The sequence below is a fragment of the Janthinobacterium kumbetense genome (assembly GCF_023703445.1).
Classification (GTDB): domain Bacteria; phylum Pseudomonadota; class Gammaproteobacteria; order Burkholderiales; family Burkholderiaceae_D; genus Janthinobacterium; species Janthinobacterium kumbetense.
The window spans coordinates 236,803-248,959 of record NZ_JAMQGR010000001.1 but is presented as its reverse complement, the minus strand read 5'-3'; the positions used below and the strand labels follow the sequence as shown (position 1 = coordinate 248,959).

The 12,157-nt window shown below is 65.1% G+C and carries 8 protein-coding genes; 4 read left to right on the top strand and 4 right to left on the bottom strand.

Annotation, left to right across the window (positions count from 1 at the left end):
- Positions 1 to 26 precede the first annotated feature (26 nt).
- Together NCG91_RS01095 and NCG91_RS01090 are read right to left on the bottom strand one after the other, a co-directional pair.
- On the bottom strand, positions 27 to 2,345 hold the full coding sequence (locus tag NCG91_RS01095; RefSeq protein WP_251348217.1) for an SUMF1/EgtB/PvdO family nonheme iron enzyme: 2,319 nt from the start codon (positions 2,343 to 2,345) through the stop codon (positions 27 to 29).
- Positions 2,346 to 2,364: 19 nt separating this feature from the next.
- Positions 2,365 to 4,686, bottom strand: coding sequence for a coiled-coil domain-containing protein (locus NCG91_RS01090; RefSeq protein ID WP_251348216.1), 2,322 nt, complete (start codon positions 4,684 to 4,686; stop codon positions 2,365 to 2,367).
- Between the two features lie 322 nt (positions 4,687 to 5,008).
- Between NCG91_RS01090 and NCG91_RS01085 the strand changes: the two genes are divergently transcribed.
- The 3 genes from NCG91_RS01085 (at position 5,009) to NCG91_RS01075 (ending at position 7,298) form a co-directional block, all read left to right on the top strand.
- Positions 5,009 to 5,245 (top strand): hypothetical protein, encoded by a 237-nt coding sequence (locus tag NCG91_RS01085; RefSeq protein ID WP_251348215.1) that lies wholly within the window; start codon positions 5,009 to 5,011, stop codon positions 5,243 to 5,245.
- Positions 5,246 to 5,444: 199 nt separating this feature from the next.
- The gene (locus NCG91_RS01080) at positions 5,445 to 6,143 is read left to right on the top strand and encodes a YXWGXW repeat-containing protein (RefSeq protein WP_251348214.1); all 699 of its coding nucleotides are present in this window, start codon (positions 5,445 to 5,447) and stop codon (positions 6,141 to 6,143) included.
- Positions 6,144 to 6,269: 126 nt separating this feature from the next.
- Complete coding sequence (locus NCG91_RS01075; protein ID WP_251348213.1) at positions 6,270 to 7,298, top strand: transporter; 1,029 nt, start codon at positions 6,270 to 6,272, stop codon at positions 7,296 to 7,298.
- A 65-nt stretch (positions 7,299 to 7,363) separates the two neighbouring features.
- Here the strand turns inward: NCG91_RS01075 and rnk are convergent, their stop codons facing one another.
- Complete coding sequence (rnk, locus tag NCG91_RS01070; protein WP_162835757.1) at positions 7,364 to 7,771, bottom strand: nucleoside diphosphate kinase regulator; 408 nt, start codon at positions 7,769 to 7,771, stop codon at positions 7,364 to 7,366.
- Positions 7,772 to 8,509: 738 nt separating this feature from the next.
- Here rnk and NCG91_RS01065 point away from each other — a divergent pair.
- The gene (locus NCG91_RS01065; RefSeq protein WP_251348212.1) at positions 8,510 to 10,402 is read left to right on the top strand and encodes a putative bifunctional diguanylate cyclase/phosphodiesterase; all 1,893 of its coding nucleotides are present in this window, start codon (positions 8,510 to 8,512) and stop codon (positions 10,400 to 10,402) included.
- Between the two features lie 48 nt (positions 10,403 to 10,450).
- Here NCG91_RS01065 and NCG91_RS01060 read toward each other — a convergent pair whose 3' ends face one another.
- On the bottom strand, positions 10,451 to 12,139 hold the full coding sequence (locus NCG91_RS01060; RefSeq protein WP_369811518.1) for a peptide chain release factor 3: 1,689 nt from the start codon (positions 12,137 to 12,139) through the stop codon (positions 10,451 to 10,453).
- Positions 12,140 to 12,157: the final 18 nt, after the last annotated feature.

The following is a 12,157-nucleotide window of genomic DNA, read 5'->3' as shown; positions in this document are numbered from 1 at the left end:
GCCAAGATGACCGATTTGACAACGCGCTAATCGAGCGTGCGCGCCACCCGGAAGCCCACGATGTCGTTCGACAGCACGGTGGAAAAGCCGTTGCGCAGGGCCGAGCGCAAATAGCGCGGATGGTATAGCCAGGAGCCGCCGCGCAGGATGCGCCGGCTGCTGTCGCTGCCCTCTTCCCACGCGCTGCCGTCGACGGGCGCGCCCTCGTAATTGTCGTGCACCACGTCCTGCACCCATTCCCACACATTGCCGTGCATGTCGAACAGGCCCCAGGAATTCGGCGCGAAGGTACCCAGGGGCGTCGTGCCGCCCCGGTACACGCCGCGCGGGCCGCCGTTGTACACGTACAAGCCGTCGTAATTGGCTTGCTCGGTGCTGATGGTGTCGCCCACGTTGAAGGCCGTGCGCGTGCCGGCGCGGCACGCGTATTCCCATTCCGCCTCGCTGGGCAGGCGGTACTGCCGGCCCGTGCGCTCGCACAGCCACGCCAGGTACAGCTGCGCGTCATTCCAGCTCACGCCCACCACCGGGTGCTGGTCGTTCTGCACGAAGCCGGGATTATCCCAGTCCGTCTCCGACCCGCCCGCCCATCCCGTCGCCTTGACGAAGGCACGCCATTCGCCCACGCTGACGGGGTGCCGGGCCAGCGCGAACGGGCGCTCGATGCCGACCCAGTGCTGCGGCGTTTCGCGGTCCAGCCATGACTGCTGCGAACCGGCCTGGATGGCCGCCTTGTGCTCCGTCTCGTGCGCGCCCATCTGGAAGCGGCCGCTGGGAATGAGCACCAGTTCCGGCCCCTGTCCCGAGCCATCGAGCCAATCATCGCGCAAGATGCCTTCGGCATTGGCCACCGGTTCCGCGTGTTCCGGTTCCAGTTCTGGCGCCGGCGCGGATGCCGGCGCAGGGACAGCCGCGGTCGCGGCGCGGCTGGCCTCTTCGCGGCGCGCGCGTTCCTGCTCGGCCCGATACGCCGCCTCCGCCTTGGCGACGATGGCCTTGCGCTGCAATTCCTGGTGTTCCTGCAAGGCCGTGGCGGCATCGGCTTCGCGGCGCGCGCGCAGCTGGCCGCGCAGCGCTTCCTTGCGCAGCTTGCGCGCCTCTTCCGCTTCGAAATGGCGCTGCGCCTCCTGCTCGCGGCGCAGTTTATCCTGCCGCTGCTTTTCCAGCGCGGCCGCCTGGATTTCCGCCTTGCGGCGCTGGTCCAGTTCTTCCTGGCGTATCCGGGCCCGCTTGATCTCTTCCTCGCGGGCCTGTTCCGCCGCCAGCGCCGCCTGCTGCTGTTGCTCTGCCAGGCGCGCCTGCTGCTGGCGCGCCTGTTCCGCCAGTTCTTCGGGCGACGGCCCGGCTGCCCGCTCCAGCCCTTCGAGCAAGGCTTGCACGGATAGCGGCCGCAATTCCGCCGTCAGCGAAAAACCGTTCTGCAGCACTTGCCACTGCTGCGCGTTGAGCGCCTGCGGCGCGGACGGCAGGTGGCTGGCGCTGCGCATGTCGTCGAACGGCATGCGCCCTTCCAGCATCTGGTAAATCATCACGGCCACGGCATACACGTCCAGGCGCGGGCTGGGCTGGCGCTGGTTGGCGCCGGCCTCGGGCGCCCGGTAGCCGTGCGTGCCCGCATTCGGCATCTCCAGCGCCAGACTGCTGTCCGCATTGCGCACGCGCGACGCGATGCCGTAGTCGAGCAATTTGACGTCGCCCTTCGCCGTCAGGAAGACATTGCCCGGCTTGATATCGCGGTGCACCAGCTTGTGCTTCTCCCACGCATACGCCAGGGCTTCGGCCACCGGCTGCAGCAGCTGCTGCACGGCGGCCAGCGGCAGCGCGCCCTCGCGCGCCAGATAGTGCTCGAGGTCTTCGCCATCGAGGCATTCCATGATGATGAAATAGCTGGCCGTGGCCGGGTCCTGCGCCCACTCGTAGACGCGCACGATGTTTTCATGCGCGAGTTTTCTCGCCTGGGTCGCTTCCTCGATCAGCAGTTTCGCGTGCGTGGCGCTTTGCGTCAGCTGCGGCGGCAAGATCTTCAGCGCCACCATTTCGCTGCTGCCCAGCTCCGCGTGCGTAGCCAGGTCGGTGGCTTGCCACACCTGCCCCATGCCGCCCGTGCCGATCAGGCGTTCGAGCCGGTAGCGGCGGTTTTGCGGACCGATTTCCTGGCCCGTCATGAAGCCCAGCTCCGTGCCCTGCCGCACGGGCAGCGGCGCGGCCACAGGCGCGGCGCCGGGCGGCGCGTACTCGGCGTCGAGGATGGCGTTCTTGCGGCGTTCAAATTCCTGCTCGCTGAGCAGCCCGTCGTCGTGGAGGGCGCGCAGTTCCCGCAGTTTGTCTCGTGCTTTTTGCATCATCTGGGGTGAAACGCTTCCATCAAGGCTGCAAGGCGACGCCGCAGGCGGCGCAGAATTTATCTTCCGGATGGCCCGCGCGCTGCGCATGGCCGTTCTTGCAGCGCAGCGGCGCGCCGGCAGCAGACGCCGCGCCTGGCTGCAGCGCCTGCGCCACGGCCACGCCCAGCTGCGCCTGCGCCGACAGGCCATGCGCGTGCGCCGCGTTCTGCAGGTTGATCAAGTCCAGCTGCTGGCGCCGTTCGCGTTCCGCCTGGCCTTCCAGGTAGCTGCGCTCCTGCGCCGCGCTGTCCTGCGCCATGCGCAGCGCCTCGGCGGGAGAAACGCTGTTCTCGGCCGCCGCCAGCGCCGCCAGCGCGTGGATCTGTTCGGCGCTCATGCCCGCCTGCAGCTGCACCTTCAGCACCTGCGCCAGCGCGGCCGCGTTCTGCCCGGCGGCCATGGCCACCTTGCCCGTGTCGCTCAGGGAGCCGATTTTTTCGATGCGGTCGATGTCGATGCGCGCCAGTTCGGCCGCATGCGCCTGCTGCGCCAGCAGGGCCTCGTACTCGCCCTTCCAGCGCGCGTAATCGCTTTCGCGCTGCTGCGCCATGGCCAGCAAGTCGCGCTGCCATTGCGCTTCCTGTTCCAGCTGGCGCAGTTGCTGGCGCTGTTCCTCGATGGCCAGCGCGTCGAGCTGCGCCAGCTGCGTTTGCTGCTGCAGCTGGCGCGCGTGCACGCCGTCGGCTTCGATGGTGCGCAGCAGCTTTTCCTGCTGCGCGATGGCGTCTTCGCGCGCGCCGCCGCGCCGCAGCGCCGCCACTTTTTCCGCGATTTCCGCGGCCTGCACCTGGGCCGCTTCATCCTTGTGCGCCTCGGCGCGCAGCAATTCGCGCTGGCGCGCCAGCTGCATCTGGTCTTCCCACTCCTGCACCCGCTCCGCCTCGCGCTTGCGCGCCGCATTCGCCAGCATCAGGCCCTGCCAGGCGGCCTGGTGCTGCTCCGCCTCCAGCTGCGCCTCGCGCTGGGCCGCATCCGCTTCCGCCTGGCGCAGGCGCGCCAACTGGGTGCGGCGGCCCGTCTCGTCATCGATCAGCAGCGCGCTTTCCACTTGCTGCGCGATCGACTGCAAGTGCACCTGATGCGTAAAGCGCTGCTGCGCCAGCTGGATCTGTTCGCGCCCATGCAGCTGCGACAATTCCAGCTCGCTGCGCATCTTGATGGCGGCCAGCGCCCGCACGTGTTCCCAGTTGGCCGTTTCGTCGGCGCGCTGCGCGCCCTTCTGCGCCAGTTCCTGTTCCAGCTCGCCCAGCGCCAGCGCGGCGCCATGGTCGAGCGCCTGGCGCCGCGATTTCGCTTCCAGGATGCGGCCGTACAGGTCGATCTGGCGCCCGCGCAGCGCCTGCAGGCGCTCCGCTTCCTGGTGGCCCAGCGCCGCCTTTTCCACCGTCGCGTCCTGCTGCAGCTCGGCGCGGCGGTGCGCATGGCGCGCCGCCAGTTCCTCGCGGCGGATGCGCTGCCACTCTTCCTCGTCATACAGCTGGTCGAGCTGCTTCATGCGCTCCAGGCTGTGCTGCTCGAGTTCCTGCGCCGGCAAGCCGCCCAGCCACAGGGTGCCGATGCTGACGCCAGCGTCGCCTTCGCGCTTGTCGTGGCGCAGCGCCAGGGTTTCCACGCGCGTCACGGCCAGGCCGCTGGGCGCCAGGCGCTGCGTCAGGGCCGATTGCAGGCGCTCGTTCAGTTCCGGGCGCAGGTCGGCATTCGCATCCATCTCGCCCAGCGCGCGGCTGCCGATGAATTCCAGCGCGATCTGGCGCACGGATGGCAGCAGCAAGGCGTGCAGGTGGGCGCGCGTGACGGCGCCCGGCGCGCGCATGAACTGGCGCGCGAACGCGTCGGGCTGGCCCAGGGCGATATCCACGCGCAGGGACGCGGCGACGTTCAGCAACTCCGTGCTGGCCAGGCCGGGCAAGTCGAATTCCAGGCTGACGGCGTCGGCGCGCGCGATCAGCACTTCGGCCGGACGCGCCGGCAGCAGCGCGGGCAGGCGCGCAAAGAAGGCGGCGCTGTCGTAGTCGCCGGCCGGTATCAAGGTGAAAGCGTCCGATTGCACGATCCAGGCGCGCGACTCGGCCGGTACCTGCAGGCGGCGCGCCGCGCTGCCGAACAGCGAGGACAGTTCGCGCACGCCGAAGAACAGGGCCAGTTGCCCATCGGCAAGATGCCATTGATTGGCATGCAGCACCGCGTCGCTGTCGGGTGCCCCCAGCGACAAGCCGCATTGCGCGCAATAGCCGGCGGCAGCGCCGTTCTTGTGCTCGCAGCGCGGGCAGCGGGCGCCGCCAAAACCAAACAATTGGAACATGTGTGACTCCTGATGATATTTTTATCCACGCGACGGGGCCGCCATGCCAATTCTAGCAGGACAGCTGGCCCTGCACTTGCCGCGCGCGGCAGTGTGCAGCGTCAAATAATGCCACGCGGCAATTACATTCATATGCCCGGATACAGGGCAATTTAGGCCTCAATTCAAGCGGTCGGCTTGCCAGCCCCGTGCGCAGGCATTTCAGCGCCGTTTTTTTGCAGGCCATCCCGCCAAAACCACGGCTGGTCGCATCCGCATGGCGCAGCGGCCCGCACCTGGCTACAGTGCATGCATACCCACCCGCCACCCGAAAGGAAACATCATGAAAGCCTTGAAAAACATGGAAGCCATCTTCACCGTCGCCGTCGCCATCGCCTGCGGTGCCAGCTATGCCAGCTTCATGCAGCCATCGGCCGCCAAGGCCGCCGATGTGGCGCAAGCGGGCGCCATCCCCGTCGTCGTGGTCAGCGCCAAGCGCCTGACGGAACAGGAAAAGAAAATCTCGCTGATCGAGGAGCGGCAAGCCATGCTGGGCAACGCCAGCGCCAGCACCCTGTGAGCCGCCGATGCTGACACCACGCCGCCTGGCACACAGCGGACAGTCGCCGCGCCAGGCCGCCATAGGCATCTGATTTGTATCCGCAACGGATACACGGACACACAGCATTGTGTCAATTGTAATAAGTTGAATCAAAGGCGAAAAATCGCCGGCAAGCGCCTATAGTCCATTTCACGCAATCACCGAAATGGAGCAACCCATGAAACCCATCACACTCTACGCAGCAGCCATGCTTGCCATCAGCGCCGCGGCTTTCCTGCCCGCGCAGGCCATGGCCCAGAATCAGCTCGGCGTCAGCATTGTCGTCGGCAACGCCCCGCCTCCGCCACGGTTTGAAAGCGTGCCAGCGCCGCGCGCCGGCTATGTGTGGGCGCCCGGCTACTGGAACTGGGATGGCCAGCGCCATGTCTGGAACAATGGCGAATGGCTGCGCGAACGGGGCGGCAATCAGTACCGCCGCGCCGCCTGGATACAGGAAAACAACCGCTGGCGCCTGGACCGCGGCGGCTGGGTCGCCGCGCAAGTGCAGCCCGTGCGCTACGACGAGATCCGCATCGCCCCGCCGCCGCCGCGCCGCGAAGCCATCCCGCGCGCCCGCCACGGCTACATCTGGGCGCCCGGCCACTGGGAATGGCGCAGCCAGCGCTACGCCTGGACGCCAGGCGTGTGGATCGCCGAACGCCCCGGCTATGCGTATGCGCCGCCCGCCTGGAACCAGCGCGACGGCCGCTGGCAGATGGAGCAAGGCCGCTGGTCGCCACGGGGCCCGAACGGCGACCGCGACCGCGACGGCATACCCAACCGCTATGACCGCGACAATGGCAACCGCCACGACCGCGACCATGACGGCGTGCCGAACCGCGACGACCGGCGTCCGGACAACCCGAACCGCAGCTAATACTCGGCTGTAGTCAGCACCAAGTAGCACCAAGGCCACCGCTCGCGGTGGCCTTGTCATTTTCCCGACACATCCGTGTATTAAAATCGCGCGACGATCAATCACACTGCGCGAGAAAGATTCACGATGGCGATGGAAACTGCCGGTTTCACCTACGGCTCGGACACCTCGGGCCTGGTCTGGGGCTTCCTGTTTGGCCGCGAGGCGCAGCCGCTGGCGCTCGACTCGACGGCCGCGCTGGCCTGGCTGGCCGATGGCACGGCGCGCCCGGCGCAGGAATTCGTCTGGCTGCATTTCAACCTGTCGCATGCGGCCAGCGAAAAATGGCTGATGACGCATACGCAGCTGGCCGACGAATTCTATGAAACCCTGCACCAGGGTTCCCGCTCGACGCGCATCGAACAGGCGGAAAACACCCTGATCGCCGTGGTCAACGATGTGGTGCACAATTTCTCGTTCGAGGCATCCGACATTTCCACCATGTGGGCCAGCGTGGCGCAAAACCTCGTCATCACGGCGCGGCGCGCGCCGCTGCAGTCGATCGAGCGCCTGCGCCAGGCCGTCATCAAGAACCACGAGCCGATCCGCTCGTCGGTGGAGCTGCTGATCCACCTGCTGCGCGACCAGGCGGACGTGCTGGTCAACATCGTGCGCGACGCCGTGGCGCGGGTCGACGATATCGAAGATCACTTGCTGGCCGGGCGCCTGGTGCCGAAACGCGAAGACCTGGGCGCCATGCGGCGCGTGCTGGTGCGGCTGCAGCGCCTGCTGGCGCCGGAACCGGCCGCCCTGTTCCGCCTGCTGCAACGCCCGCCCGCGTGGGTGTCGGAGCTGGACAGCCTGGAATTGCGCCAGTCGACGGAGGAATTTTCGGTGGTCCTCAGCGATATGTCGTCCCTGCAGGAACGCATCAAGCTGCTGCAGGAAGAGATCGCCGCCAGCGTCAACGAGGAAAACAGCCGCAGCCTGTTCGTGCTGACCATCGTCACCGTGCTGGCCTTGCCGATCAATATCATCGCCGGCATGCTGGGCATGAATGTGGGGGGAATTCCGCTGGCCCAGCATCCGCAAGGCTTCTGGATCATCGTCGCCATCATCGTCACGTTCACGGTGGTGGCGGGATGGCTGGTGGTGCGCGTGCAGAGGAACAGTTAGATCCGCTCCCGGCACGGCCTGGCAAGCGAACGGCGGGCGCCGTCCGCCATTACTGCTGGCTACGCTTAGCGGTGGTATTCGCCAGCCCGTTCAGGCTGGTAAACGATTTCCTCGATCTTGACCTTCACCACGCCGCCCGGCATAGGCCAGGCGATGCTGTCGCCCACGGATAGGCCCAGCAGCGCGCTGCCGACGGGCGCCAGCACGGAAATGCGGTCGGCCTGGCCTTCCACATCCTTCGGATACACGAGCGTCAGGCAGAATTCCTCCTTGTTTTCCACCGTGAAGCGCACGGTGGAATTCATGGTCACGACGGTCGGGGGAATCTCTTGCGGTTCGAGCACCTCGGCGCGGCCCAGTTCGTCGAGCAAGGCAGCCTTGTCCGGCGACAGATTATTACCCAAGGCATACAACAACGCTTCCAGTCGTTCCAGGTCTTGTGACGACAAAATAATTTTTGGTTTTTTTTCCAAGATATCCTCACTATTGATCATTAGGGCGACGTCCGGTTTTGCTGGCGGCAGCTTGCCTGGCCGCGGCAGACAAAACAAACAGCATCAGGACGTCCATCATCTGCGGATTATGGACGAACTCGCGGAGCAAGGCCATAGCGTTCTCGCATTCTTCATTAAAATTTATTAAAATCAATGACTTGCAATGGCCTATGCAGGCAAAAAGTTAATCCGCGCGCGATGCTGGGGCCATTGAAGTTATTCTTGATGGCATTTTGTTTATTGTCAGCATGTTTTTAAAGGAAAAAAACAGCCGGCAAAAAAAGGATTAAAATTCAGCTTGGATTATTATTAGAAAGACACGCCCCACCTTTTCCGCCTGACTTGTCGCCTAAGTAGGTCGTGGGAAATTATTGTGAAGTTATGACGAACAGAACCGGATGCGCTGCAAGGCGCCCGTTGCGACGCAGTGCAGGCACTGCCAGCAGCGGGTAACGCCGCAGAGCGCCGGTTATGGAAGTCAGAAATCACAATAATTTATTATGACCTACTTAGCCTGCTGCCACCGGCCTGTGGCATGCAGACAAAATTGCCGCGCGCCCTGTACTTTCACGCTGCAAAATGACAATATGTCGGCCTTAACAACACGTCGAGAGTTCCGGCTCACTTCGGTTTTCATCAGACTGGAACGTAAAGTATGGCAGGGCGAGGCGGGATCACACGGGGCGGCGGCAAGCGGGGCCGGCAGGAGAAAGCGTCATGATGGCGCCATTGATGCTGCCGTCGGCGCAATTGCGCGGCGACCGCATTGCCAGGCTGAACTTGCTGGCCGCCGCGGCCATGCTGGCCATGGCCAGCCTGCTGTTGATCCTCTTCCAGTTGTTTTCCCTCCAGGCATCCTTCCAGCGCACGCTGCGCATCCAGGCCGACATGCTGGCGCCCGCCGCCACGCAGGCCATGCGCCAGGACAATCGTCTTGCAGCGCAACAACTCCTCGCTTCCCTCGCCGCCGCCCCGCATATCCGGCAAGCACTGCTCTACAGCCCCTATGGCACGCCGTTTGCCCGCTACGCGCGCAGCGGCAGCGATACCGCGCCCACGGCGCCGCGCAGCGGCCTGCAGATCGATTACCTGGACGGCAGCGCTGCCATCCTGACGGCCCTGCCCGGCGGCGGCGCGCTGTACCTGCGCGCCAGCCTGGCGCCGCTGTACGCCAGCCTGGCGCAATTTGCCGCCTTCACCCTGCTGGTCTGCCTGTGCGCGTTCGGCCTGACCTTCCTGATGGTGCGCCGCACGCGCACCGCCGCCCTGCATGCGGAGCGCCATTTGCACTACCTGGCCCACGTCGACCCCGTCACGCAGCTGCCGAACCGCCATGAATTCAACGATGCGCTGGCCTATGCGCTGGCGCGCGCCGACCGCCAGGACAGCAGCGTAGGCCTGCTGCTGCTGGACCTGGACAACTTCAAGATCGTCAACGATACGCTGGGCCACCACTGCGGCGACCAGCTGCTCAAGCTCGTGTCCGAGCGCCTGGTGGCCATCCTGCGCGGCACCGACATCATCTGCCGCATCGGCGGCGACGAATTCGTCGTCATCGTGGAACCGGCCGACGACGCCTCGGAGATGGCCAGCGTGGCGCGCAAGATCCTCGCCGTGCTGGCCGCACCGTTCGCCCTCGAAGGCCACCAGCTGTACGTCAGCGCCAGCATCGGCGTGAGCCTGTATCCGTTCGACGCGCAGGACGTGGCCACCCTGACGCGCAATGCCGATACGGCCATGTACCACGCCAAGCACCAGGGCAAGAACCGCTACGCCGTGTTCAAGGCCGAAATGGAGTTGCGCGCGCAGCGCCGCCTGCGCATGGAAGCGAACCTGCGCCGCGCCCTGCAGAACGAGGAACTGTATTTGCACTACCAGCCGCAGATCGACTTGCGCAGCGGGCGCATCGTCGGCGTGGAAGCGCTGATACGCTGGCATTGCCGCGACATGGGCCAGCTGAGCCCCGCCGAATTCATCCCCGTGGCCGAGGAAAGCGGCATCATCGTCGACCTGGGACGCTGGGTGCTGCAAAGCGCCTGCCGCCAGGCAGCTGCCTGGTGCAAGGCGGGCCTGCTCGATTCGCTCGAACACGTGGCCGTCAACCTGTCGGCCTGCCAGGCGCGCGATCCGGGCCTGATGGACGATATCCGCGCCATCCTGGACGAAACACAGCTGCCGCATGGCTTGCTGGAGCTGGAAATCACGGAAGGCGTCCTGATGGACAATGTCCACGCCAATGTGGAATTGATGCGGCGCCTGCAGGAAACGGGCATCCACCTGTCGATCGACGATTTCGGCACCGGCTATTCCTCGATGTCGTACTTGAAACGCCTGCCCATCGACCAGCTGAAGATCGACCGCAGCTTCGTGCACGACCTGCCCGGCGAGGGCGAAGCGATCGTCACGGCCATCATCGCCATGGCGCACAGCCTGCACCTGAAAGTGGTGGCCGAAGGGGTGGAAACGCTGCAGCAGGTGGAGTTCTTGCGCAAAGCGGGCTGCGACAATGTGCAGGGCTTCTTCTTCGCGCGTCCGATGACGGCGGCGCAATTGACGGCATTGCTGCTGGAACGGCGCGACTGGAGTACGCGCACGATCCTGCCGGCGTAAAAAAAGGCAGAACCAGTGGTTCTGCCCCTCGTCGCTACCTCAGAGTCATCAGGCCAGCTTGGCCGAATGCTCGCGCGTGGCGTGGAATGTCAGCTTCGGCCAGCGCTCTTCCGTCAGGCGCAGGTTCACGCCGGATGTCGCCAGATAGGCCATGTTGCCGGCCGCATCGTAGGCCACGTTGTGGCCCAGCGCATTTTCGAAATCCTGCAGGATGCGCTTGTCGTCGCAGCTGACCCAGCGGGCGCTGCTGATGCTGGTGCCTTCGAACACGGCGTCCACGCCATACTCGTTGAGCAAACGGCTGGCCACCACTTCGAACTGCAGCACGCCGACGGCGCCCAGTACCAGCTCGCCGCCCTGCACCGGCTTGAAGACCTGCACCGCACCCTCTTCGCCCAACTGCTGCAAGCCCTTGTGCAACTGCTTGATTTTCAAGGGATTACGGATGCGCACCGAGCGGAAGAAGTCCGGTGCGAAGTACGGGATGCCCGTAAAGGTCAGCATCTCGCCTTCGGAAAAACTGTCGCCGATCTGCATGTTGCCGTGGTTCGGCAAGCCGATGATGTCGCCCGCGTACGCTTCTTCCACCTGTTCGCGCGAGGAAGCCATGAAGGTCACCACGTTCGACACCTTGATCTCGCGCCCCAGGCGCAAGTGCTTGACCTTCATGCCGCGCTCGAAACGTCCCGAGCACACGCGCAGGAAGGCGATGCGGTCGCGGTGGGCCGGGTCCATGTTGGCCTGGATCTTGAAGACGAAACCGGTAAATGGCTGCTCGGACGGCGCCACCGAACGCACGGTCGCGTCGCGCTCGCGCGGCGCCGGCGCCCAGTCGACCAGCGCGGACAGGATCTCGCGCACGCCGAAGTTGTTGATGGCCGAGCCGAAGAACACGGGCGTCTGCACGCCGGAGAGGAATTCTTCCAGGTTGAACGGGTTCGACGCGCCGTGCACCAGTTCCACTTCCATGCGCAATTGATCCATCTCAAGCGGGAACATCTCCTGCAGGCGCGGATTGTCGATGCCCTTGATGATTTCGAAGGCGCCGTCGGCCTTCTCTTCACCTGCCTTGAACAGCATGATTTCGTCGTTCAGCAGGTGGTACACGCCGCGGAAGTTCTTGCCCATGCCGATAGGCCAGGTGACGGGCGCGCACTGGATCTTCAGCACCGATTCCAGTTCGTCGAGCAGGTCCAGCGGATCGCGCGTCTCGCGGTCCATCTTGTTCATGAAGGTGACGATGGGCGTATTGCGCATGCGGCACACGGCCAGCAGCTTGATCGTCTGCGCTTCCACGCCCTTGGCCGCATCGATCACCATCAGCGCCGAGTCGACCGCCGTCAGCACGCGGTAGGTATCTTCCGAGAAGTCCTGGTGGCCCGGGGTGTCGAGCAGGTTGACGACGTGGTCGCGGAATTCGAACTGCATCACCGAGGAAGCGACGGAAATGCCGCGCTGCTTCTCGATCTCCATCCAGTCCGACGTCGCGTGGCGGCCCGATTTACGCGCCTTGACGGTACCGGCCATCTGGATCGCACCCGAGAACAGCAGCAGTTTTTCCGTCAGGGTGGTTTTACCGGCATCCGGGTGGGAAATGATGCCGAAGGTGCGGCGGCGCTGCACTTCGCGCGCGATCACGGCCGGCGCCTTGCTGCTCACTGGCGCTGCGGCGTTGTCCGCGCTGTCGCTGGAATCGGGGGTGTTGATGTCGTTCTCGTTGGCCATATTGGTGACCATAATATGGCCCTCGCAAAA